Origin of the sequence: Agrobacterium pusense (assembly GCF_900102105.1) — a bacterium.
GTDB classification, from domain to species: Bacteria; Pseudomonadota; Alphaproteobacteria; order Rhizobiales; family Rhizobiaceae; genus Agrobacterium; species Agrobacterium pusense.
The window spans coordinates 275093-298357 of the sequence record NZ_FNBB01000003.1 but is presented as its reverse complement, the minus strand read 5'-3'; the positions used below and the strand labels follow the sequence as shown (position 1 = coordinate 298357).

Below are 23265 nucleotides of genomic sequence, written 5' to 3'. Positions count from 1 at the left end.
GCTTGCGAACCACCACGAAACGAAGAGACTGGAAGTCCGTTGATCCATTTCGAAAATGTCGGGTTGCGTTACGGCATGGGACCCGAAATCCTGAGGGACATGACCTTCGATATTCCCAAAGGGTCGTTCCAGTTTCTGACCGGCCCCTCGGGCGCCGGCAAGACGACGCTCCTGCGCCTGCTACTGATGTCGCTGCAGCCGACCCGCGGCAATATCCGCATGTTCAATCGCGATGTGTCACGCATTCCGCGCAGCGAGCTGCCGATGTTGCGTCGACGCGTCGGCATCGTGTTTCAGGATTTCCGGCTGCTTGATCATCTGACGACCTATGAGAATGTCGCCCTGCCGCTGCGCGTGCGTGGCAAGGAAGAAAGCGCCTATCGCAATGACGTGATCGAGCTTCTGAAATGGGTTGGGCTCGGCGAGCGTGTCAACGTGCTGCCGGCGATCCTTTCCGGCGGCGAGAAGCAGCGCGCCGCCATTGCCCGCGCGCTGATGGACCAGCCGGAAATATTGCTGGCCGACGAGCCGACCGGCAATGTTGATCCGCCGATGGCCAAGCGCCTTCTCAACCTGTTTCTGGAACTCAACCGGCTGGGCACCGCCGTCGTTATCGCCACCCATGACTTCGGCCTGATGGACCAGATCGATGCGCGCCGGATGATCCTGACCGAAGGGCGGCTCGACATCTATGAATGAGATCACCCTTAAACCGTTGAAGCCGGAAGCGGCGCAGCCGAAGCGTCCGCCCATGCGCATCCGCCCGATGGCACCCATTCTGCCGCCCTCCAACATTCAGGGCAATGCGCTGATGGTGGTCATCGCCATCATGGCTTTTCTCGCCTGCCTCACGCTCGGCGCCGTTTCCATGGTGCGCGCCACCGCCGCCACGTGGCAGAGCCAGATTTCCCGTGAGATCACCATCCAGATCAAACCCGAGGACGGGCTGGACATGAATGCAGCGCTGAACAAGGCGCGCAATCTGGCGCTCACCTTCGTCGGCACCCGCGATGGCACCATTCTTGACGATGCAGCGACATCGCGCCTGCTGGAGCCGTGGCTCGGCAGCGGGCTCGATCTCTCCGAACTTCCCATACCGCGTCTCGTCGTCATCACCATCGATGAAAACAATCCGCCCGATTTCCAGGCGATGCGGGATATGCTGAAGGCCGAGATTCCACAGGCATTTCTGGACGACCATCGCACCTGGGTCGACCGGCTCGTTTCCATGGCAAGAACCACTGTCATGATCGGCGTTGGCGTCCTCATTCTCGTGTTCACAGCCATGGTGCTGACCGTCGTATTTGCAACCCGCGGCGCGCTTTCCGGCAACCGGCACATTGTCGAGGTTCTGCATTTTGTCGGCGCGGAGAGCAGCTTCGTGGCGCGGGAATTCCAGAAACACTTCCTGAAGATCAGCCTCAAGGGCGCGGCGGCGGGCAGTGCGCTGGCGGCCGCCGTGTTCCTCGTCGCCGGTTTCTGGCAGTCGAGCACCGTCGCCACCCCCCAGAGCGACCAGGCAAGTGCGCTTTTTGGCTCCTTTTCCGTCGGCCTTGGCGGTTATTTCGGCATTGCGATGACGATGATCATCATCGCGCTTCTCACCACCATCACCGCACGCGTCACCGTCATCCGCACCATCGACGATATCGATCGTGTCCGGTCCGATCCGTCGAAAAGCGACGGCCTGGCATCGTGATGACACGATGAATCTAGCGGAAAAACTGAAACCGTCACGAACGGGATGTAACCTGCGGACGGTGGACAAAAATGCCTGTTCCTTGCCTTAATCGGCGAGTAATCAGGAGGAATGTTTGTGAGTCGGACGGACCAGGATCAGGCAGCGACGCGACCGGCCCGAAAGGGGCTTTTGGCGCGGCGTGGTCCATTGCGCCGTTTTATCCGCGGCCTCATCCTGCTCTGTGTCATCGCGCTCGGCGCATTTTCCGGTGGTTTCCTGTGGTTTGCCGATTCTGTCGCCTCGATGCGCCCGCCCGAGGGTGCCAGAGGCGATGCCATCATCGTGCTCACTGGCGGTTATCAGCGCATCGAACAGGCGGTCGGCCTTCTGAGAGACGGCGTGGGCAAACGGCTTTTGATTTCAGGCGTCAACCCGGCCACAACCCGCTCGCAGATACGCAAGATGACGCAAGGGTCGTCCGATATGTTCACCTGCTGCGTGGACATGGGCTACAAGGCGATAGATACGATCGGTAACGCCAATGAGGCGGCGAGCTGGATACGCGATCACAACTACTCTTCCATCGTGGTCGTCACAAATAATTATCACATGCATCGCAGCCTTCATGAATTGCGCAGTGCCAGCCCACACACACAATTCATCGCCTATCCCGTCATCAGCGCCGATCTTGCCCGCACGAACTGGTTCGTGGAACCGGATGTGGTGAGAACCATGCTTTATGAATATCTGAAATTCGTGGCGGCGGCCGGACGTGACCTGACGGGCTTCGGCAAGGGCGATGGCCTGCGCAAGGCCACTGCCGCACTGCAGCTTCCTCATAAGCATCCAGAAACACGCTTGCTGCCGCCCCTTGTTTTCGTGTAGGCGTCTGACATCGGCATCCGGCATCGAAACGCTAAAGACTTCGAACCGGCTGCGTCCCGGGAAGGCTGTTGATGCTCAAGCTGCGCTCTTTTCTTTTCAATACGCTGTTTTATCTCAACCTGATTGTCCGCATGATCGTGCTGACGCCGATCTATTTTATCCTGCCACGCAAGATCGCCTACGAAATCCCGAAGAACTGGGCGCGCTCCAATCACTGGCTGATGAAAACCATCGTCGGCACCACCTTCGAGATCGAAGGGCTGGAAAACATTCCAGAGACTGGCTGCATCTTCGCGCCGAAGCACCAGTCCTTCTGGGACACCTATGCGCTGCTGCCCAACCTTCCCGATCCGGTCTACATTCTAAAGCGCGAACTTTTGTGGATCCCGCTGTTCGGCTGGTACGCGATGAAACAGAGGATGATCCCGGTCAACCGCGCCGCACGCGGCAAGGTGATGCTGAAGGTGATGGAGCGCGCGAAAGAGGAAATGGCCGCGGGCCGCGAACTCATCATCTATCCCGAAGGGACACGCCGGCCGCCGGGCGCCGAGCCTGAATATCGTTACGGCATCGCGAGGCTGTACCGTGACCTTCAGGTTCCGGTCATTCCCGTCGCCATGCATCCGGGCCTCTTCTGGCCGCGCCGTTCCACCATGCGTTATCCCGGCCATTTCAAGGTGCGTATCCTGCCCGCCATCGAACCGGGGCTCGACCCCGATGTGTTCTTCAAGCGCCTGATCGATGTCACGGAAAAGGCGAGCGACGAATTGCTGCTGGAAACCGTGCGCAACAATCCGCATTTGCCCTTGCCGCCGACTGCGGTGAAGCGGATTGCCGAACTTCAGGGCAAGGAATCAACGGCTGGCTGAGCGACAAGCGCGCCGACATTGGCAGCGATGCTCTCCAGCAAGGAATCGCGTATGCCCATCTCCTGCAGATGCTGCACGGTGTTGAAGACGTAATCCGTGTTCGGACCGGAGCGACCGGCCGCAGCCGCGATGATGGTGGCCGATTCGGCAACGCCGAGACCGCCGATATATTGTTCATGCGCGGGATCGGCCACATAGGTCACGGCGCTGCCGCGCCGGCCGTCGGAAAGCGCGATCGAAACTACCCGCTCTTTGTAGACGTTCGTCACCAGTTCGCGCTCACGCAGATAGGCCATGACGGGATCATGATCCTTGCCCCGCACGCGAAAAGCGACGCCAAGACATGAACCACCGCGTTCCAGCCCGAGAACGAGGCCGGGCTTTTCTTCCGTGCCTCTGTAAAAATTGGAGCTGATGCAGAGCGAGCGCCGATAACCGTGCAATCGTGCCTGCTGCCTCTCCTCAAAGGCGAAGCCAGGGTTCCACATTAACGAACCGTAGCCAAAGACCCAAAAATCGTCCATATCCCAAGCCAAATCAAAATTCCCTGAAGTCTGTTCATCGGAGATCAATATGGCAGCGTCAAGCCAATCCGGCACGGCCAAAAAATTCCTCTGGCTCGCCATCGCCATCCTCGTGGTTATCGGACTTTATACCGCCGGGTGGTTTTACGCCGCCGACAGGCTGAAGCAGACTGTCCTGAACGTGATTTCCCCCTCGCAGGCCCGCAGCGTCAGCGGCGAATGCAGCGATATCGCCTTCAAGGGTTATCCCTTCCGCATCGGCCTCTTCTGCTCGAAGGTGACGGTGGATGACAGCCAGAACGGCGTCTCCGCCTCCTTTGGCGAATTGCGCTCGGCGGCACAGGTCTACAATCCCGGCCATATCGTCTGGGAACTCGATTCGCCTGCGGAAATCCGCTCGGCCCACGGCCTGACCATTTCAGCAGAATGGAAGAACATGCAGTCCAGCATCGTCACCAGGCTGAAGGGCATTGACCGCAGCTCACTCATCATCGATGGGCTAAAGGCGCAGGCGGTTTCCTCGGTCACCGGCCAGACCATCGACTTCGATGCCGTCAAGACGGAGATGCACCTGCGCCAGAACGGCGCTGATCTCGATGGCGCGATCACGCTCACGGACTCCGCGACCGTCATCAAGGACTGGCCGCAGATTCTTCCGCGCCTCAACGCCATTGCCGATGTCACACTCGCCGGCAAAGCGGGCATGGTGGATGGCAGCGATACAGCTGGCCTTTATGGCGCAAGCGGCGAGCTTCGCCGGCTGGTCGCCGATATCGGCGAAGGCCGTGTCATGCGCATCAGCGGCCCCTTCTCCTTCGATAACGAGGGTTATCTCTCCGGCAAGTTCAAGCTGGAGATCGAAAAGCTCGGCGCGTGGTCTGACAATGCCAAGCAGGCGTTTCCACAGCTGCAATCTACCATCGACACGGCGCGCAAGCTGCTCGGCGCACTCGCCGGCGGCGGTGACAGGGCGTCCGTCGATCTCGTAGTGGACCGCGGCCGCGCCACGATCAGCGGCTTTATCCCGCTGGGCAAGATTCCGCCGATCTGAGGGTTAGCCCGTAATCGACGTCATCCTTGGGACAAGCCCGCGGATGACGAAAGCAAGGCCTTGACACTTTACCAGCGGTTTGATGGCCGGATCGAATCCGGCCAAGACTGTCGCCAGCGGCGCCCTACTTCTTCTGATCCAGCGCGTGACGACCGAAGTCGGGCGCATCGACGTCCTGACCTGCCTGCACGATCGAGCGACGAATAGCGCGGGTGCGCGAGAACAGCTCGAACAGCTTGTCGCCCTCTCCCCAGCGAATCGCCCTTTGCAGGGAGGCGAGATCCTCGGAAAACCGGGCCAGCATCTCAAGGATGGCGTCCTTGTTGTGCAGGCAGACGTCGCGCCACATGGTAGGATCGGAGGCGGCCAGACGTGTGAAGTCGCGGAAACCGGAGGCAGAATATTTGATGACTTCCGATTCGGTCACCGTCTCCAGATCATCCGCGGTGCCGACGATGTTATAGGCGATGATGTGCGGCAGATGCGAAACGATGGCCAGAACCTTGTCGTGGTGTTCGGCATCCATTTCATCCACGCGCGAACCGAGCGCCCGCCAGAAATCCTTCAGCTTTTCCAGCGCCGCCGCGTCCGTGCCCGGCAGCGGTGTGAAGATGCACCAGCGGTCACGGAAGAGGCCGGCAAAACCGGCATCCGGGCCGGATTTTTCCGTACCTGCCAGCGGATGGCCGGGAATGAAATGCACGTTGTCAGGCATATGCGGCGCCATCTGTGCGATGACGGAAGCCTTGGTGGAACCCACATCGGTAACGATGGCGCTCGGTTTCAGATGCGGTGCGATCTGCCGCGCCACGCTTTCAGACGCGCCGACCGGCACCGAAACGATGACGAGATCGGCATCCTTCACCGCTTCCGCCGCCGAGACGGTATAATCCGTGCCAAGCGCCAGTTCTTCCGCCCGTTTCAGCGTATCTTCGCTGCGGGTGGAAATAATCACATGGCGGGCGAGCCCCAGTTCCTTGATATCCCGGGCAATGGACGAACCGATCAGGCCGATGCCGATCAGCGCGATGCGTTCAAACATGATCTCAGCCATCAAGCCCGCCCCATGAACTCGGTGAGAGCAGCGATGACGCCAAGATTGGCCTCTTCCGAACCGATGGTCATTCTGAGCGCATTGGGGAAACCGTAACCGCGCACCGCACGCAGAATGTACCCGCGGCGGCTCAGGAACTCGTCAGCGTCCGTTGCCCGCTTGCCGTCCTGATCCGGAAAATGGATGAGGATGAAGTTGGTGACTGACGGCGTGACGGTGAGGCCGAGGCCGGTAAAGGTCGTGACCAGCTTTTCCATCCACACCGCGTTGTGCGCCACGGCTTTTTCGACGAAAGCCTGATCGCGGATGGCAGCGGCACCCGCTGCGATGGCCGGCGCGCTCATGTTGAACGGTCCGCGCACACGGTTCAGCGCGTCGACGATGGCGGCCGGACCATACATCCAGCCCACGCGCAGGGCAGCAAGGCCGTAGACCTTCGAGAAGGTGCGGGTCATCACCACGTTGCGGTTGCCGGAAACCAGTTCCAGCCCGGCCTCATAGTCGTTCTTGCGCACATATTCGGCATAGGCCGCATCCAGCACCAGCAGAACATGTTTCGGCAGGGCGGCCTGCAGGCGGCGAATTTCCGCAACCGGAACATAGGTGCCGGTGGGATTGCCGGGATTGGCGATGAACACCATCTTCGTCTTCGGCGTCACGGCGGCGAGGATCGCGTCCACATCGACAGCGCAATCCTTTTCCTTCACCGTCACCGGTGTCGCGCCCGCGCCCATGATCTGGATCTTGTAGACGAGAAAACCGTGTTCGGTGATGATCGCCTCATCGCCCACACCCAGATAGACGTGGCAAAGCAGGCCAAGAAGCTCGTCGGAGCCGTTGCCGCACAGGATATTCGCGATGTTAAGGCCATGCACGTCGGCAATGGCCTGCCGCAACGCAATCGCCTGCCCGTCCGGATAGATTTCCAGATGGCTGGCCGCCGTACTGAAAGCCTCGATGGCTTTCGGGCTTGGCCCGAGCGGGGTTTCATTGGAGGAGAGCTTATAAACCTTCCCAACGCCATCCACATGCTCCTTGCCCGGAACATAAGCGGCGATATCCAGAATACCCGGACGCGGAACAGGTTGGCTAAGCTCTGCACTCATTTGTTCGACCTTTGGAAAGCGCCGGAGAACCCGGCAAAAGCAATGCCGGAGGCATTAGACCGGAACGGTCGCTTTGTCGAGGGTCAGCGCGGCTTTCCTTGGCTTGCGGCCGCGCGGGTGGTGGGCACCCCCTGTGGCGCGAGTACCGGCACGAAAACCCGGCGCGAGGCGCGCTGGGTGACTGGCAATCCCTGATAGAGACGCTTCTGCGCTTCCACCACGATGACGCCGGAAAACAGCGGCCAGAGACGACGCCCGGTATGTTCGAGGTAACGGCGGAATTTCAGCACCGGCCGGCTTGTAGTGGGCGGAAAGAACAGCGCCTCGGCGGTGGCGCCCGGCGTGAAATTGGTTTCGCGCAACAGCGCCGTCAGCTGCCCGCGCGAATAGGGCCGGCCGGAACCGAAAGGCGTGTGTTCCATGCGCGCCCAGACGCCGCGGCGGTTCGGCACCACGATGACCAGGCGGCCGCCCGGCGCAAGTACCCGCCATAGTTCCTTGAGGCTTTCCCGCGGATTTTCGGCAAATTCCAGCGCATGCACCATGAGAACCCGGTCTATCGACGAATCGGGCAGCGGCAATTCCTCATCGAACACCAGCGCGGTGGAGGAAAGCTCTCCCGCCGGCCAGTTTACCGCCCCCTGCCCGGCCGGCATGAAGGCGAAGGTGCGCTCCGTATCGCGGCGGAACCGGTCCAGAAACGGCACGGCATAACCGAGGCCCACCAGCCGCTCTTCCGGCAAGGGAGGCCACAGCGTCGAAAGCGCCATGGTGATCGCCTGCTCGGCAGAGCGGCCAAGCGGAGAATGATAGAATTCGCGCAGATCGACGATATCGGTATTCATGGGCGAGAATGTAGCATCAGGCGGTTGGACTTCAAGGCGTCTGCCCTTACATTGGAAGTCGGTTGGGAAAGTCAGGCAGGCGAATGCGCCGGTTTTGGCCGGCAAATGGAGAGGATACGATGAAACCTTTGGAAATAGACGTCTTTCTTTGCCGCAGCGACAATTTCGGGGTTTTGTTGCACGACGCCGAAAGCGGGGCGACTGCCGCCATCGACGCGCCGGAAGAAGGCCCTATCCTGCACGCTCTCGACGGCCACGGCTGGAAGCTCACCCATATTTTCACCACGCATCACCATCAGGACCATGTGGAAGCCAATCTTGCGCTGAAAGACAAGTTTCAGTGCGAAATTTACGGCCCTTACGATGAGGCCGTGGCCATACCGGGGCTCGACCGCTCGCAGGCCGATGGCGACGAATTCGAATTCGCCGGCCGCCGCGTTCAGATCATCGCCACACCCGGCCATACGGCGGGGCATATCTGTTATTATATGCCGGATGACGGGCTGCTGTTTGCCGCTGATACGCTGTTTGCCATGGGCTGCGGCCGCCTTTTCGAACGCCCGGCGGCGGATATGTGGCATTCCTTCCAGAAGCTGATGGCTTTGCCGGATGAGACCAAGGTCTATTTCGGCCATGAATACACGCTGAGCAATGCCCGCTTTGCCCTGACCGTCGACCCCGATAATGCCGCGCTGCGTGACCGCGCGGAAAAGGTGGAAAAGGCACGGCAGGCGAATGAATTCACGATTCCCACCACCATCGGGCTCGAAAAACAGACCAACCCCTATATGCGGGTGGCGGATACGGGCATTCGCAAAAATCTTGGTCTGGAAAGCGCCACCGATGCCGACGTCTTCGCGGAAATCCGCACGCGCAAGGATAATTTCTGATGGGAACGGATATATCTGCGCAGGCGATCATTCGTGAACTGGGGCTGGAGCCGCATCCCGAGGGCGGTTTTTACCACCAGACTTTCCGTGACAAGGCTGGCGGCGATCGCGGTCATTCGACGGCCATCTATTATCTCCTGGAAAAAGGCGATCGCTCGCACTGGCATCGGGTAACCGATGCGGTGGAAGTCTGGCACTATTATGCCGGCGCGCCGATCGCGCTGCATCTTTCGCAGGATGGCCGGGAAGTGCAGACCTTCACGCTCGGCCCTGCCATTCTGGAAGGCGAGCGCCCGCAGGTCATCGTTCCCGCCAATTGCTGGCAGTCGGCCGAAAGCCTCGGTGATTATACCCTCGTCGGCTGCACCGTCTCGCCGGGCTTTGCCTTTTCGAGTTTCGTCATGGCCGAACCCGGCTGGTCGCCTGGGGATGCGCAGTAACTTTCAGAGCAATGCTGGCAGCGGGATGAGGAGGCAAAGCGAGAGCTTGCCCTCTCATCCGACCCTTCGGGCCACCCTCTCCCTGGCGGCGAGAAAAAATACGCCGCAACGTCTGCTTTTCTTACACTACCATCAGCCTTAGTCAGCCGCCGTATTTCGTGGCGGTGATGTAGACCTGTCCCACCCGCGTCGGGATGATCGCATAAACAGGCGCATAGACATCCATGTTGTTCGACTTGGCGAACCAGATCTCCATCGAAATGGATTTCAGATATTCGATATCCTTGCGCCCCTGCCGGTAACCCGACTTCGGCACATAACGCGCCTTGCAGACGATGGCATCGCCATTAAAACCATTGGTCTTGAACGGCTTGGTGCCGCTGGAGCTCAAAACGAGATCGAGTCGCGATTCGCCGTCATAGATCGGCAGGCGAGTCGGGCAGATGCGGCCGCCCGCGGGAATGATGAGACCGGAAATTGGATCGAGAACCGAGCGCAGGTCGCGGTCCTTGACATCAACCCAATTGTCCGGCCGTGTCTTCGGCTCCGGTTTCACCGTCGTCGATGTCACGTTGCCGTTGCGATAGACGACGTCATAGGTGCGCACGCGTTTGCCGTCCTTATAGACCAGCGAATACTCGTTGGCCTGCAGCCGGTGGCCACGTCTGGCGCCGGAAACGGTCGTCTTGCCGGAAATATCCTTGAGAATGCTGGCAAGACCGGCTGCACTGAAGGACCCGGAGATCGAATAATTTGGTCCATCCATGCGAGTCGAAAAACTCGCTTTGGCAATCGGCAAAATGCCGAGATTGATGCTGTATTCGCTTGTGTGGCGCGCTTCGGCAGCGAGCGAGGGGGAGACACCCGCTAACGCCATTGTCGCGGCCACGAAAATGCTTTTTCCTCTGGCAATCATTTCGATATCACCTTAAAAGAGGCGCGGAAGCGGCCTTATCGGGCGATGATATACGCCGACTTGTGGCAATAAAAAAGCGGATGCCGGTTGAAAACGCCGGAATTTCCTTTCATTTGCTCGCGAGCGGCTTGACTGTTAAGTCTCGTCTGACTATAGAACCGCAACTTTCCAATCATGGCCAGTTGGATTGCCACCCCGGTTTTGCCGGTGGCGAGCCAGTGGTGAAACAGACGAAACGAAATAGGTGTACCCATGTCCCGTGTATGCGAATTGACCGGCAAGGGCGTCCAGACGGGCAACAACGTCAGCCACGCCAACAACAAGACCAAGCGCCGGTTCCTTCCGAACCTCTGCCAGGTTACGTTGATCTCCGATGCTCTCGGCCAGCGCTTCCGCCTGCGTGTTTCAGCAGCCGCTCTGCGCTCCGTTGAACACCGTGGCGGCCTCGATGCTTTCCTTCTGAAGTCCGGCGAAAACGAACTGAGCATGCGCGCTCGTCTCCTGCGCCGCCAGATCGCCAAGAAGACGGCTGAAGCTGCTTAATTAGCGGCTTCAACATCATCTGATATTCAGAAGGCTTGAATGGCTTTTGCCGCTCAAGCCTTTTGTTTGTTCCAGATTTCACTTGCATCTGACTTTCCCGAACCCGCTTGAGATGTTTCGAAAAGTCCGATGTGTGGCTCCAACTGGTGGCATCACCCAGGATAAAAAAATGCCCTATCTTCGCTATACGCTTATCTATGTTCTGCTGATGACACTGGTGGTCGTCGCCTCCAATATTCTGGTGCAGTATCCGCTTGCTGGATCGCTGTTCGGCATCAATCTCGCCGACCTTCTGACCTGGGGGGCCTTCACCTACCCGGTCGCCTTCCTTGTTACCGACCTGACCAACCGCCAGTTCGGCCCGTCCATCGCGCGCCGTGTCGTATTTGCCGGCTTCGTCGTGGGCGTCACCTTGTCTTTCTGGACCTCCATTCCGCGCATCGCAGTTGCTTCAGGCACCGCCTATCTAATCGGCCAGCTGCTCGATATTTCGGTCTTCAACCGCCTGCGCCGTCAGCGCTGGTGGCATGCACCACTTGCGGGTTCCATGCTGGGTTCGGTGCTGGATACGGCCCTGTTCTTCTCCATCGCCTTTGCCGCAAGTTTCTCCTTTGTCGGACCCAACGATGCCTTTGCCATCGAAAGCGCGCCACTGCTCGGCGTCTTCGCTCTGGAGGCCCCGCGGTGGATATCCTGGGCGATGGGTGATCTCTCCGTAAAGGTCCTCGTCGGCCTCGTCATGCTCCTGCCCTACGGCGCGCTGATGAATACGTTAAAGCCGATGCCAAGGACGACATGACGCCAAGAAACAAGAAGGCCAGATAAAGGCCTGCGGCTCTTGCGAAAATAACGGTTGCAAACCGACCGTTAGCAATACAGTATAACTTGTATTGCTTACTTCGGAGGCTTGCATATATGCGGATTCACAACGTTACTGATATTTTAGAGGCCGTCAGCGCCGCACTTTCAGGTTCCACTTTCAGCAATATCAATCTTTCGGGCGCAGTATTCAACGATACGAATCTCTCGGGTGCGAAATTCAACATGATCAATTTCTCCGGCGTGTCGTTTAATGACAGCAATATGTCCGGCTTGTCGATCAATGACGCCAATCTATCTGGCCTGCACCTGCGCAATGCGAATCTTGCAAGCGCCGAGATAACCGGCTGCCGAATGACAGGCATGAAGATCGACGGCATTCCGGTCGAGGATCTCCTGGCTGCCTACAAGGCAACCAAAGAGCAGGCCTGAGTCACTCGACCAGCTTGAACTCCAGCATCAGGTTGCGCTGGAGGAACGAATGATTATCGTCGGACACAATGATGAGGCGGGTGGAGCCATCCGGCCCCTTCGCCACATCCATGCCCTCCATATTGTCGATCTGGTAAGCCATGCCTGCCTCGAGCAGGATTTCGCCGTCCACGACGGCACCCGGCCGGATATCGGCGCCACGGAGGCGGCGGATGCGCATGCCCACGCCTTCAGCGAAATTGAAGCGGCGCTCAAGAAGTAGCAGGTCGCCATTGGGCAGGAACGCACCGTCCGTCACGTCGAATGACGGATGATGGGTAACGGCGAATGTGCCCTTGCGCGGACCTTCCAATATGGCGGCGAGAAGATTGCCGTCCGTATCGATACTTTTTTCAGCCACCACGACGAGAGCGCCCGCGAGCGGCGAATCGGCTGGCGAGACCGCGAGCGCCTCCATGCCGCCATTGTGGCGCAGCTCATTATTGGGAATGAGATGCGGCAGACGGCCAAGTGGCTTCGAGGTGGCAAAGCCCGGATCGGGATAGATATCGATCCTGTGGCGTTGCTCGTAACTGACGAAAACCCTGCCGCCGCGCAGCGCCAGCCCTTCCGCATCCATCTCCATCTTGCGCGGCGGTTCGCGACCGTTCATGTCCAGCATCGGGGTAATACGGACTTCAGCAAGACCAGACAGCGCCCCGACAGCGTCACGTGTGACCCTACCGGTCAGCCAGTGGCCGGTATCCAGCACCGCAACGAAGTCTTCTCCGTTGGGGCGGAACCGAATGGAGGAGATAGCGCCGAATAACTTTTCCGGCGCACTCATCACCATGCCGCCAATGAATTCCAGCTTGCCGAAACGTTTTTCGCTGGTGCCGACCTCGAAACCGGAGAGCTGACGGACGCTGACCGGCACATCGATGGCGGAAGCGCCAATGGAAACCGGACAAAGCGATACGGCCGCCAGAATGGCGGCCATCAAGAGCGTTTTGCGGGTGGAGGACGCCCCGCCCTGCTTATCCCGCACGACGGACCCTGCGGGACGAACCGGCAGCGCCGCTCGTATCTTCAAAGAGCGCCGCGAGCTGTTCGGTCATCGCGCCAGCCAGCTCGTCCGCATCCACAATGGTGACCGCGCGGCGGTAATAACGTGTCACGTCATGACCGATACCGATTGCCAGCAGCTCCACCGGCGAACGCGTTTCGATCTGCTCGATAACGGCGCGCAGGTGCCGCTCCAGATAGTTGCCCGGATTGACCGACAGGGTTGAATCGTCCACCGGCGCACCATCAGAGATCATCATCATGATCTTGCGCTGCTCGGGGCGGCCGATCAGGCGATTATGCGCCCACATCAGCGCCTCGCCGTCGATGTTTTCCTTGAGCAAGCCTTCGCGCATCATCAGGCCGAGATTGCGCCGTGCGCGCCGCCACGGCGCATCCGCCGACTTGTAGATGATATGGCGCAGATCGTTAAGGCGGCCCGGCGAAGCCGGCTTGCCGCTGGCGAGCCATTGCTCACGCGATTGCCCGCCCTTCCATGCCTTGGTGGTGAAGCCCAGAATTTCCACCTTTACACCGGAGCGCTCCAGGGTACGCGCCAGAATATCGGCGCAGGTGGCGGCAACCGTGATCGGACGGCCGCGCATCGAACCGGAATTGTCGATGACCAGCGAAACCACGGTATCGCGGAATTTGGTGTCGCGTTCCTTCTTGAAGGAGAGCGGCTGCATGGGATCGATGATGAGCCTGACGAGGCGGGCCGGATCGAGATAACCCTCTTCTAGATCGAAATCCCAGGAACGGTTCTGCTGCGCCATCAGGCGGCGCTGCAGACGGTTCGCCAAGCGCCCCACAGCGCCCTGCAGATGAGCAAGCTGCTTGTCGAGGAAGGCGCGCAGACGGTCAAGCTCGGCCTCGTCGCACAGTTCCTCGGCGTGGATTTCCTCGTCGAATTCCTGCGTGAAGATGCGGTAATCGACTTTCTCGTTGAAATCATCGAAAGGGCTGTTGGGACGGCGGGTCTCGCCAGGCGTTTCGGAATCCTCGTCGAGATCGTCGGACATTTCCTCGTCCGACATCTCGGCGCCGTCCATCTCGCCTTCTTCCATTTCCTCCTGCGAGGCCTCGTTCTCATCGGCGGGCGTCGCGTCGGAGCCGGCCTCTTCCTCGACCTGCTCTTCTTCGGTCTCGTTGGTGCGCGGCTGGTCCTCGTTGGATTCCGCTTCCTGGCTTTCCGGCTCGTTATCCTCGTCGCCAAAATCCTCCGCCATCTGCATGGAGGTCAGCATCTTGCGCACAAGACGCGAAAACGCCTTCTGGTCGCCGATCACCTTGGAAAGATCGTTCAGGTCGCCGGCAGCCTTGTCCTCTATGAAGTCGCGCCAGAGGTCGAGAACCTTGCCGGCACTTTCCGGCGGCTTTTCGCCTGTCAGCTTCTCGCGCACCAACAGCGAAACGGCTTCGGCAAGAGGAGCATCATCCTGTTTTGTAATACCGGCAAAATTCGCCTTGGCGTATTTTTCCGTGTTCATGGCATGGATATTGGAAGCCATGCCCGGCATCCGCAGCGCACCGATCGATTCAACGCGCGCCTGCTCTACCGCATCGAAGATCAACCGCGCTTCAGCGCCCTGCGGCGACATCACCGCATGGGTATCCGCATCGTGGCAGGCGAGACGCAGCGCCATGGAATCGCCGAGGCCGCGGGTTATCGCGATTTCCTGCGCGGTGGGTTTCTTGGAAATTTCCGGCAGGCGCATGCGCTCGCCGGCAAGACCCGGCCGTTCATTGGCGAAAACGACTTCGACTTCGGCATCGCCAGCGACGGATCGCACGCATCCGGCAATCGCCTGACGCAACGGTTCCGTATCGACCGCCGTACCCGGTTTCGCTCTGGAATTGTCGCCGCGCGCTGCCATTGTCTTTCCTGTCGATTGTCGACGCCTGCGGCCCACGCATCTCTGGATGCGCGATCCGCCGGCGTCCTCAAGTCATGGATGATCTTTTCCGGGCAAGCCGGGAACGATCAGGCGCTGAGAACGATGTTCGCAGCGCTTTCCTTCAGCTCGACGCCAAAGGCCCGCTGATACTGTTCGGCCACCAGCGTGCGCTCCAGCTCGTCACACTTGTTGAGGAAGGTCACGCGGAAGGCAAAGGCGAGATCGCCGAAGATTTCCGCATTTTCCGCCCAGGTGATGACGGTACGCGGGCTCATGACGGTGGAGAGATCGCCATTGATGAAAGCCGAACGGGTAAGATCCGCCACGCGCACCATCTTGGAGACGGTTTCGCGTCCCTTCGGATTGTCGAAGCTCTTCACCTTGGCGGCGATGATGTTCACTTCCTGCTCATGCGGCAGATAATTCAGCGTGGTGACGATGGACCAGCGGTCCATCTGCGCCTGGTTGATCTGCTGCGTGCCGTGGTAAAGGCCGGTCGTATCACCAAGGCCGATGGTGTTGGCGGTCGCGAAAATGCGGAAGGCCGGATGAGGACGGATAACGCGGCTCTGGTCGAGCAGGGTCAGGCGGCCAGACGATTCCAGCACGCGCTGGATCACGAACATCACATCCGGGCGACCGGCATCATATTCATCGAAGACAAGCGCGACATTGTGCTGGTAGGCCCAGGGCAGGATGCCGTCCTTGAATTCGGTAACCTGTTTGCCGTCTTTCAGGACGATGGCGTCCTTGCCGACGAGATCGATACGGCTGACATGGCTGTCGAGGTTGACGCGCACGCAGGGCCAGTTGAGACGGGCAGCCACCTGCTCGATATGGGTGGATTTACCCGTGCCGTGGAAGCCGGAGACCATGACACGTCGGTTGTGAGCAAAACCGGCAAGGATCGCGAGCGTCGTGTCGCGGTCGAAAAGATAGTCGGGATCGAGATCAGGCACATAGGCGTCGCCCTGGGAATAGGCGGGAACCCGCAGATCCGTATCAATGCCGAAAACCTCCCGCACGGACACCGTCGTGTCGGGCAGGTTGGAAATATCAAGGTCGATTTTGCTCATCACGTCTCCAAGGCGGGCGGCAGCCACCCGGCCACATCATCAATCAGGCGGTAAACACAGAAGTTGGCTTAGCAGAAACCTGACTGCTTTAACAATTGATATGCTTGAACAACAGCCCGAAAACGTTCTTCCGAACCACGATCGCCACCATTAGCATCAGGATGGTGCTTTTTGACAAGCTCCTTATAGCGCCTTTTTATGTCTTCCTGCTTTGCACTGGAAGAAAGTCCGAGCGTATCGAAGGCTTTTGCCTCCAGCGTCTTCAATTTTCGGTCCTGCTGCATGCGGGTGCCGCCTGCCTTCGAGCCACCCGCAAAACCGCCGGCAAAGCCGAAAGGATCACGGATACGGGCATTGCCGCTCGCCGTGCCGGAGCGCAGCGTGGAATGCAGCGGGCTGTCGCGGGCGGTCTTGTTGACGCCAACCGTCCAGGTGGGGCGATGCCCGGTGATCGCTTCCTTCTGGTAACGGGCGATCTCGCTGTCGGACAGGCCGGAAAAATAATTATAGCCTTTATTATATTCCTTCACGTGCTCAAAACAGAACAGGAAGAATTGCCCCTCAGCATTGCGGCCGACGGGTGCCCGGTGAATGCCCGGCTTGTCGCATCCGTCCCACTGGCAGGTTGGGGCCTGAACCTCAGGTTCCCGCTCCCTTTTCCGGCGCGTGCGGATGCGGTCGAAATATTTCGAATCCAGTTTCATGATGCCCTGATTATGGGGTGCGAAAAGCCGCACAACAAGAATTGACAAAGCGGAATGTTACAGGCTTTTAGGGAGCCCCCTTCAAAGACCGGCAAACAGAATTGGAGCCCTTCGAATGTCTCTGCGAGAGCGCATAGAAACCAAGCTTCGGGAAAGCTTTTCACCGGAGCGCCTGAGGGTCGTCGATGAAAGCCAGATGCATGCGGGCCACCAGCCGGATATCACAGGTACGGGCGAAACGCATATGCGTGTTCAGATAGTGTCGGAGAGCTTTTCCGGCAAGTCCCGCATCGAACGGCACCGGGCAATCAACGCGATTTTGAAGCCCGAACTCGATGCCGGGCTGCATGCTCTGGCGATAGAGGCAGCGGCACCGGGGGAAGCGGTGCGGTTTTAAGTAAAGGTTGTCATCAGAACCGAGAGCAAGCCCCCTTACCCGGCCCTTCGGGCTACCTTCTCACCGGCGGAGAGAAGAAACCGGGCGGCAACGCCCTTGCTCAACGCGCCAGCAACTTTTCCCCGTAGAGCATTGCCAAAACAGCTTGTTCTTTTCCCCGCCGGGGAGAAGTGCCGGAGCGGAGCGAGGCGATAAGGGGGCGCCCTCACCGTACCTCTCAGCGCCAGTTCACCCCGGATGCTTCTCCGACAGGAAGGACTGCACCTCGGATGCCGCAACGTCATCCGCCACGAAGGACTGGCCAATGCCGTGGGTGAGGATGAAGGTGAGCTTGCCGCCCTTGACTTTCTTGTCCTGCGCAATTGCCGTCATCAGCGTTTCGACGGGCGGCAATTCTCCAGGAATATCTTTCATCGTGGTCGGCAGGCCGACTGCCTTCAGGTGCGCTTCGACGCGCGCGGCATCGTCAGGACTTGCGAGGTTCAGGCGGGCAGAGAACTGGTGCGCCAGCACCATGCCGATGGCGACACCTTCACCATGCACCAGCCGCTTGCTGTCGTAATTGGTCGCCGCCTCCAGTGCGTGACCGAAGGTGTGGCCGAGATTCAGAAGGGCGCGTACGCCGTTTTCCTTTTCGTCGGCCACCACCACGTCTGCCTTGGCCTGGCAGCTGGTCGCAATCGCCTGGATGCGGGCAGGGCCGCCGGTGCGGATGTCGTCCCAGTTCTTTTCCAGCCAGAAGAAAAAATCCGGCTTGTCGATCAGGCCGTATTTCACCACTTCGGCGTAGCCGGCGCGGAATTCGCGCGGACTGAGCGTATCGAGCACCGCCGTATCCGCCAGCACCAGATCAGGCTGGTGGAAGACGCCAATGAGGTTCTTGCCGTGGCGGGTGTTGATGCCGGTCTTGCCGCCGACGGAGGAATCGACCTGCGCCAGAAGCGAGGTCGGTATCTGCACGAAACGTACGCCGCGGCGGACAATACCGGCTGCAAAACCGGCGAGATCGCCGATCACGCCGCCGCCAAGCGCGATTACCGCATCATTGCGCTCCACCCTTGCGGCTAGAACCGCATCGCAGACAGTGACGAGATGCTCGAAGCTCTTGGTCTTTTCACCGGCCGGCAGGGTCAGGGAAACAGCCTCGATGCCGTCCGTCTGCAGTCCGTCCATCAAGCCTTCAAGGTAGAGCGGCGCGACATGCTCATCAGTAATGATCGCCGCGCGCCGGCCCCTCAGCCGCGCCGAGATTTCGCCGCCAGCCCGGCCGATGAGGCCCGGCCCGATCAGAATGTCATAGGCGCGCTCACCGAGCGGCACATGGACGAGACGTTCATCGGCGTGGATTTCAGAAGGCGTCATGGGAATCAGTCTTTCTGTTCGATGCCGGCAATGGCGGCCAGCACTTCGGTCACGATGATTTCCTTGCGGACATCACGGGATTCGATGGTGAGATCTGCTTCCGAATAGATCGGATAGCGCTTCTCCATCAGGGCCGCCAGCGTGGCCCTGGGGTTTTCGGTCTTGAGAAGCGGGCGGTGATCACGCTTGTTCACCCTCTCCCACAACACCTCCAGATCCGCCTTCAGCCACAGCGAAATCCCACCACGGCTGATGTGCCGGCGCGTATTGTCGTTTATGAAGGCGCCGCCGCCAGTTGAGATGACCTTGGGCCCGCCGCGCAGCAGCCGCTTGATGACCCGCGTTTCCAGCGCCCGGAATTCTTCTTCACCATAGGTGGCAAAAAGTTCTGATATCGTCATGCGCGAAACCCGTTCGATTTCGACATCCGTATCGATGAAGGGAACCCTGAGCTGCTGGGCAACCATGCGGCCTATCGCCGACTTTCCGGCGCCCATCAGTCCGACAAAGACGATATTGCGCCGTCCGAGTTTTGCCCGCGCTTGCTCCCCGAGTGTGGCCGGGACGGATAAATTCGTTTCGCTCATAAATTTGAAAGCCCGTTTGGCATGGATATCTGCAAATGTTTACGAAGCGTCAAGCCAAATTGCTGACTGAATTGCGGTGAATCACAATGATCGCCGCATGCGGCGGTGACAGTGGCAGGCTTTTTCAGCTTGCCGCCGGTTTCGCCGCACCGCATATACGTTTCGATCGCCACCTTCACGGAGCCGCCATGCCCACCCTCTTCCGCTTCACGATGATACTGGCGACCATCGCGGGGCTGGTCTATGGCGGCATGGTGCTGCTCGTCATGGTCGTTCAGCCCCGCGACCGCGAAGTAACGGTGCGCATTCCCTCGGAAAGGCTGAACCCACCGGGGGCAGAACCGGCAAGGCGCACCCCATGAGCGGTCAACCGGCGGGGGGGCGCGACAGCGCGCGGCTGGAGAGTTTTCTGGAGATGATGAGCGCCGAGCGGGGTGCAGCCGCCAACACGCTCGCATCTTACGAGCGTGATCTGACGGATCTGCGCGAATTCCTTGGGAGCCGCGGCCAGTCTCTGACAGAAGCCGCCACATCGGACCTTTCCGCCTATCTGACCCATCTTTCCGCGCAAGGCTTCGCTGCGACCTCGCAGGCGAGACGCCTCTCATCCATGCGGCAGTTTTATCGCTTTCTTTATTCGGAAGGCCTGCGCAGTGACGACCCGACCGGCATCATCGATGCGCCCAAGAAGGGCGTTGCCCTGCCGAAAACGATGAGCGTCGCCGATGTAAACCGTCTCCTTGGGCTCGCGGCGCAGGAAGCGGCAACCGAGGGTCCCGGCCAGCTCGCGCGCATCCGCATGCATCTGCTGCTCGAGCTTCTTTATGCCACCGGCATGCGTGTCAGCGAACTCGTCTCGCTTCCCGTCAAAGTGCTGCGTCAGGAAGGACGTTTCCTGATGATCCGCGGCAAGGGTAACAAGGACCGGATGGTTCTTCTTTCCCGAACGGCGATCGAGGCCATGGAAAAATATGAAGCCGCCCGAAAGGCGCTTGCCTCAGAAAAAGGCAAGGCAGCGAAAAAGGCCGAAGCGACGGATAGCCCGTGGCTCTTCCCATCCAACAGCAAGGAAGGCTATCTGCCCCGTCAGGTCTTCGCCCGCGACCTCAAGGACATCGCCATTCGGGCCGGGCTGCACCCCTCGGCAGTGTCACCGCATGTGCTGCGCCACGCCTTCGCCAGCCACCTCTTGCAGAACGGTGCGGATTTGCGCGCGGTGCAGGAACTGCTCGGCCACTCCGACATTTCCACGACACAAATCTATACACATGTGCTGGAAGAACGCTTGCAAGAGCTGGTACAAACACATCACCCCCTTGCCAAACAGGGCAAAAACCTTGATTAGAGCGACCGGAACCGCCGGATAATCCGGTCAAACCTTGCGCAAAACGATCGGAAACGGATCTCATGCACAATTATCTCGACTTCGAAAAACCTATCTCGGACCTTGAGGGCAAGATCATCGAGCTGAAGAAGCTTGCCGATGAAGACGAGAGCATAGACACCTCGGAGGAGATCAACCGCCTGGAATCGCGCGTCAACGATGCGATGCAGGACATCTATTCCAAGCTGAACGCCTGGCAGAAAACGCAGGTCGCGCGTCATCCGCAGCGTCCGCATTTCGTTGATTACGCCAAGGCGCTGTTTACGGATTTCACGCCGCTTGCCGGCGACCGCAAGTTCTCCGAAGACGCCGCCATACAGGCCGGCCTTGCCCGTTTCAATGGTCAGCCAGTCGCCATCATCGGCCAGGAAAAGGGCAATGACACCAAGAGCCGCCTGAAGCACAATTTCGGCAGCCCGCGCCCGGAAGGTTACCGCAAGGCTATCCGCGTGCTGGAATTGGCCGACCGCTTCTCGCTGCCTGTCGTCACGCTTATCGATACCGCGGGCGCCTACCCCGGCGTCGGTGCGGAAGAGCGCGGTCAGGCTGAGGCCATCGCCCGCTCGACGGAAATGTGCCTGAACGTGAAGGTGCCGATCGTCTCCGTCGTCATCGGCGAAGGCGGCTCGGGCGGAGCCATCGCGATTGCCACCGGCAACCGCGTCTACATGCTGGAACATGCAATCTACTCTGTAATCTCGCCGGAAGGTGCGGCCTCCATTCTCTGGCGCGATTCGACCCGCGCCAAGGAAGCCGCGACCAACATGAAGATCACTTCGGAAGATCTGAAGTCGCTCGGCGTCATCGATGGTATCATTCCCGAGCCGATCGGTGGCGCGCATCGCGCGCCGGAAACCGTGATCAGCGCGACAGGCGACGTTATCGCCAAGGCGCTGGCCGATCTTTCCCAGCGCTCGGGCACGCAGCTTAGGGCCGAACGCCGCCAGAAGTTCCTGGATATCGGCCGTAATCTCTGAGGCGGCCTTAATTTCCGCCGCTATCGCCCCAACTCGGCCATAGTCCGGTCACATCAAAAGATGGATCGGCGGCCGCGGGGGCGGATCCGATTTGAGTTAAGAAGATGTAAACGGTTAATACCGTATTTAAATTGCACACGGAACGGTATAGAACTGCCGCCACTTCGTGCCGTCGTCTTTCGGATCAGATCATGCGTTTGACACATTTTGCACTTCTTGCCTGTACCGCGCTCGTTCTCGCCGGTTGTAACGATACACTCGAAACCGTCGAACGTGATGTGTCGCACATCAAGAACAAGGTTGATTACCCGCTGTCTCCGTCCATTCTGGCCGAGATCGACAAGAAGGGCATGGACCGCACGTCGCCGATCATGATCCGTATCTTCAAGGAAGAAGGTGCGCTGGAAATCTGGAAGGCCAAGCGCGATAACCGTTTCGACAAGATTGCCGAATATCAAATCTGCGCATGGTCGGGAAAACTCGGCCCCAAGGTCAAGGAAGGCGACCGGCAGGCGCCGGAAGGTTTCTACAACCTGACGCCAGCCCATCTCAATCCGAATTCGAAATATTACCTCGCCATCAATACCGGCTTCCCGAACCGCTACGATGCTGCCAATGGCCGCAACGGCACCAACCTGATGATCCATGGCGCCTGCTCATCATCAGGCTGTTACTCGATGACGGATGCGCAGATTCTTGAAATCTACGGTTTTGCCCGCGATGCCTTCAAGGGCGGCCAGAAGACAGTTCAGCTGCAGGCATTTCCTTTCCGCATGACGGCGGAAAACATGGCACGTCATCGCAAGAGCGAGCACCTCGAATTCTGGAAGATGCTGAAGGTCGGCTACGACAATTTCGAAGTCACCAAACGTCCGCCGGAAGTGAATGTCTGCGAGAAGAAATATGTCTTCAACCAGCAGGCGGAAGGTGGCAGCTTCAACGCGTCGGCCCAGTGCCCGCCCATGAGCACGCCGCCCGCACTCGTCAGCGCGCTTTCGAGCTATGAGAAGACTTACGATCTCGCCTATGAAAAGGCGATGAAGAAATATGAAGGCATGGCCTGGTACGACCCGAGCGAAGCCGAGCGCAAGGCGCTGGTGGCCGAAAAGCGCAAGGGCCGCGAACCCGCCTATGCCCCGACGGGCTCGGCGCTGAAGGCCGGCAAGCTGATGAAGGAAACGGAATATGCCGCGCTGATGGAGAAGAAGGCGCAGCAGGTGACATCGTCTTCGCCAGCGACCACCGCAACCGCCTCGGCGCTGCGTGGCCCTCGCCCTTCGGCTAACCAGCCGGCCACGGCGCCGCAATCGAACCCGGCACCAGCTGCCCCGACAATGGTTGCCTCGGCTACGCCTGCAGCAGGCCAGACTGGCGCTGCTGCCCAGAGCGTTCCGGTGCCAGCCATGAACCCGCTTGCCTATTCCGCAGCCCCGGCGCCGGAAGCACCGGAGAAGAAGCCATTCTGGAAGTTCTGGGCTAAGGAATGACCGCAACAAGCGATATCGTCTATGATTTGAGGGGGCTTAAATGCCCCCTTCCGGTTTTGAGAAGCCGCAAGAAACTCGCAACGCTGAAGACGGGGGATGTTCTCACCGTCGAGACGACCGATCCTTTGGCGGTGATCGATATTGCACATATGTGCAATGAGGATGGGCATCGTCTGGTGGAGACGACGGCGCTGGATAAGGGCCATCGGTTTCGGATTGTGAAGGGTGGGAAAACCGACGTTTGACGGTGTCGCCGGTGGTTCACCCCCCTCTGTCCTGCCGGACATCTCCCCC

27 protein-coding genes are annotated in these 23265 nt (G+C 59.5%); 16 read left to right on the top strand and 11 right to left on the bottom strand.

Features of this window, described 5'->3' with window-relative positions; genetic code table 11:
* Positions 1–39 precede the first annotated feature (39 nt).
* From ftsE to BLU28_RS10405, 4 genes are all read left to right on the top strand, one after another.
* Entirely contained in the window at positions 40–699 is a 660-nt protein-coding gene (gene ftsE / locus BLU28_RS10420; protein WP_004445648.1) for a cell division ATP-binding protein FtsE, read from the top strand.
* On the top strand, positions 692–1699 hold the full coding sequence (locus BLU28_RS10415; protein WP_077985764.1) for a cell division protein FtsX: 1008 nt from the start codon (positions 692–694) through the stop codon (positions 1697–1699). The genes ftsE and BLU28_RS10415 overlap by 8 nt, the downstream gene beginning before the upstream one ends.
* A 111-nt stretch (positions 1700–1810) precedes the next feature.
* The gene (locus tag BLU28_RS10410; protein ID WP_077985765.1) at positions 1811–2566 is read left to right on the top strand and encodes a YdcF family protein; all 756 of its coding nucleotides are present in this window, start codon (positions 1811–1813) and stop codon (positions 2564–2566) included.
* Between the two features lie 71 nt (positions 2567–2637).
* The gene (locus BLU28_RS10405) at positions 2638–3435 is read left to right on the top strand and encodes a lysophospholipid acyltransferase family protein (protein ID WP_004445653.1); all 798 of its coding nucleotides are present in this window, start codon (positions 2638–2640) and stop codon (positions 3433–3435) included.
* Here the strand turns inward: BLU28_RS10405 and BLU28_RS10400 are convergent.
* Positions 3408–3959, bottom strand: a complete 552-nt coding sequence (locus BLU28_RS10400) for a gamma-glutamylcyclotransferase (protein ID WP_077985766.1) — start codon at positions 3957–3959, stop codon at positions 3408–3410. The genes BLU28_RS10405 and BLU28_RS10400 overlap by 28 nt on opposite strands.
* A gap of 49 nt (positions 3960–4008) precedes the next feature.
* On the opposite strand from BLU28_RS10400, the gene BLU28_RS10395 reads away from it, so the two are divergent.
* A complete protein-coding gene (locus BLU28_RS10395) occupies positions 4009–5010 on the top strand; it encodes a DUF2125 domain-containing protein (protein WP_077985767.1) in 1002 nt (333 codons plus the stop codon).
* A gap of 124 nt (positions 5011–5134) precedes the next feature.
* Here BLU28_RS10395 and BLU28_RS10390 read toward each other — a convergent pair whose 3' ends face one another.
* The 3 genes from BLU28_RS10390 to BLU28_RS10380 form a co-directional block, all read right to left on the bottom strand.
* The gene (locus BLU28_RS10390; protein WP_077985768.1) at positions 5135–6064 is read right to left on the bottom strand and encodes a prephenate/arogenate dehydrogenase family protein; all 930 of its coding nucleotides are present in this window, start codon (positions 6062–6064) and stop codon (positions 5135–5137) included.
* Positions 6064–7170 carry a histidinol-phosphate transaminase gene (gene hisC / locus BLU28_RS10385; RefSeq protein ID WP_077985769.1) on the bottom strand — a complete coding sequence of 369 codons (1107 nt, stop codon included), beginning with the start codon at positions 7168–7170 and terminating at the stop codon, positions 6064–6066. The genes BLU28_RS10390 and hisC overlap by 1 nt, the downstream gene beginning before the upstream one ends.
* An 83-nt stretch (positions 7171–7253) precedes the next feature.
* Entirely contained in the window at positions 7254–8015 is a 762-nt protein-coding gene (locus BLU28_RS10380; RefSeq protein WP_004445660.1) for a class I SAM-dependent methyltransferase, read from the bottom strand.
* Positions 8016–8134: 119 nt separating this feature from the next.
* On the opposite strand from BLU28_RS10380, the gene gloB reads away from it, so the two are divergent.
* Both gloB and BLU28_RS10370 read left to right on the top strand, forming a co-directional pair.
* Positions 8135–8905, top strand: a complete 771-nt coding sequence (gene gloB, locus BLU28_RS10375) for a hydroxyacylglutathione hydrolase (protein ID WP_077985915.1) — start codon at positions 8135–8137, stop codon at positions 8903–8905.
* Positions 8905–9345 carry a cupin domain-containing protein gene (locus BLU28_RS10370; protein ID WP_004445662.1) on the top strand — a complete coding sequence of 147 codons (441 nt, stop codon included), beginning with the start codon at positions 8905–8907 and terminating at the stop codon, positions 9343–9345. The genes gloB and BLU28_RS10370 overlap by 1 nt, the downstream gene beginning before the upstream one ends.
* A 142-nt stretch (positions 9346–9487) precedes the next feature.
* Here BLU28_RS10370 and BLU28_RS10365 read toward each other — a convergent pair whose 3' ends face one another.
* Positions 9488–10261 (bottom strand): DUF3108 domain-containing protein, encoded by a 774-nt coding sequence (locus BLU28_RS10365; RefSeq protein ID WP_004445663.1) that lies wholly within the window; start codon positions 10259–10261, stop codon positions 9488–9490.
* Between the two features lie 252 nt (positions 10262–10513).
* On the opposite strand from BLU28_RS10365, the gene rpmB reads away from it, so the two are divergent.
* The 3 genes from rpmB to BLU28_RS10350 all read left to right on the top strand — a co-directional run bounded on the left by rpmB (position 10514) and on the right by BLU28_RS10350 (position 12055).
* Positions 10514–10804 (top strand): 50S ribosomal protein L28, encoded by a 291-nt coding sequence (rpmB, locus tag BLU28_RS10360; RefSeq protein WP_003509888.1) that lies wholly within the window; start codon positions 10514–10516, stop codon positions 10802–10804.
* A 169-nt stretch (positions 10805–10973) separates the two neighbouring features.
* Entirely contained in the window at positions 10974–11603 is a 630-nt protein-coding gene (locus BLU28_RS10355; protein ID WP_077985770.1) for a queuosine precursor transporter, read from the top strand.
* 116 nt (positions 11604–11719) lie between these two features.
* The gene (locus BLU28_RS10350; RefSeq protein WP_077985771.1) at positions 11720–12055 is read left to right on the top strand and encodes a pentapeptide repeat-containing protein; all 336 of its coding nucleotides are present in this window, start codon (positions 11720–11722) and stop codon (positions 12053–12055) included.
* A gap of 1 nt (position 12056) precedes the next feature.
* On the opposite strand, the gene BLU28_RS10345 is transcribed toward BLU28_RS10350, so the two are convergent.
* From BLU28_RS10345 to BLU28_RS10330, 4 genes are all read right to left on the bottom strand, one after another.
* Positions 12057–13034: an esterase-like activity of phytase family protein gene (locus BLU28_RS10345; RefSeq protein WP_175477690.1), complete on the bottom strand. Its 978-nt coding sequence runs from the start codon at positions 13032–13034 to the stop codon at positions 12057–12059.
* Between the two features lie 37 nt (positions 13035–13071).
* Positions 13072–14976, bottom strand: a complete 1905-nt coding sequence (gene cobT / locus BLU28_RS10340) for a cobaltochelatase subunit CobT (RefSeq protein ID WP_022563024.1) — start codon at positions 14974–14976, stop codon at positions 13072–13074.
* Between the two features lie 107 nt (positions 14977–15083).
* Complete coding sequence (gene cobS, locus BLU28_RS10335; protein WP_004445672.1) at positions 15084–16073, bottom strand: cobaltochelatase subunit CobS; 990 nt, start codon at positions 16071–16073, stop codon at positions 15084–15086.
* Between the two features lie 68 nt (positions 16074–16141).
* Complete coding sequence (locus BLU28_RS10330; protein WP_004445673.1) at positions 16142–16777, bottom strand: J domain-containing protein; 636 nt, start codon at positions 16775–16777, stop codon at positions 16142–16144.
* A 115-nt stretch (positions 16778–16892) separates the two neighbouring features.
* On the opposite strand from BLU28_RS10330, the gene BLU28_RS10325 reads away from it, so the two are divergent.
* The gene (locus tag BLU28_RS10325; protein ID WP_006697148.1) at positions 16893–17174 is read left to right on the top strand and encodes a BolA family protein; all 282 of its coding nucleotides are present in this window, start codon (positions 16893–16895) and stop codon (positions 17172–17174) included.
* A gap of 228 nt (positions 17175–17402) precedes the next feature.
* Here the strand turns inward: BLU28_RS10325 and aroB are convergent, their stop codons facing one another.
* Both aroB and BLU28_RS10310 read right to left on the bottom strand, forming a co-directional pair.
* Positions 17403–18536, bottom strand: coding sequence for a 3-dehydroquinate synthase (gene aroB / locus BLU28_RS10315; RefSeq protein WP_004445676.1), 1134 nt, complete (start codon positions 18534–18536; stop codon positions 17403–17405).
* Between the two features lie 5 nt (positions 18537–18541).
* Positions 18542–19123, bottom strand: a complete 582-nt coding sequence (locus BLU28_RS10310) for a shikimate kinase (RefSeq protein ID WP_004445677.1) — start codon at positions 19121–19123, stop codon at positions 18542–18544.
* 188 nt (positions 19124–19311) lie between these two features.
* Between BLU28_RS10310 and BLU28_RS10300 the strand changes: the two genes are divergently transcribed.
* From BLU28_RS10300 to BLU28_RS10280, 5 genes are all read left to right on the top strand, one after another.
* The gene (locus BLU28_RS10300) at positions 19312–19485 is read left to right on the top strand and encodes a hypothetical protein (RefSeq protein ID WP_034497628.1); all 174 of its coding nucleotides are present in this window, start codon (positions 19312–19314) and stop codon (positions 19483–19485) included.
* Entirely contained in the window at positions 19482–20468 is a 987-nt protein-coding gene (gene xerD, locus BLU28_RS10295; protein WP_077985774.1) for a site-specific tyrosine recombinase XerD, read from the top strand. Before BLU28_RS10300 ends, xerD begins: the two co-directional genes overlap by 4 nt.
* Before the next feature lie 62 nt (positions 20469–20530).
* On the top strand, positions 20531–21484 hold the full coding sequence (locus BLU28_RS10290; protein ID WP_004445681.1) for an acetyl-CoA carboxylase carboxyltransferase subunit alpha: 954 nt from the start codon (positions 20531–20533) through the stop codon (positions 21482–21484).
* A 191-nt stretch (positions 21485–21675) separates the two neighbouring features.
* Complete coding sequence (locus BLU28_RS10285; RefSeq protein ID WP_006697153.1) at positions 21676–22971, top strand: L,D-transpeptidase family protein; 1296 nt, start codon at positions 21676–21678, stop codon at positions 22969–22971.
* Positions 22968–23216: a sulfurtransferase TusA family protein gene (locus BLU28_RS10280; RefSeq protein ID WP_044459152.1), complete on the top strand. Its 249-nt coding sequence runs from the start codon at positions 22968–22970 to the stop codon at positions 23214–23216. Before BLU28_RS10285 ends, BLU28_RS10280 begins: the two co-directional genes overlap by 4 nt.
* Positions 23217–23265: the final 49 nt, after the last annotated feature.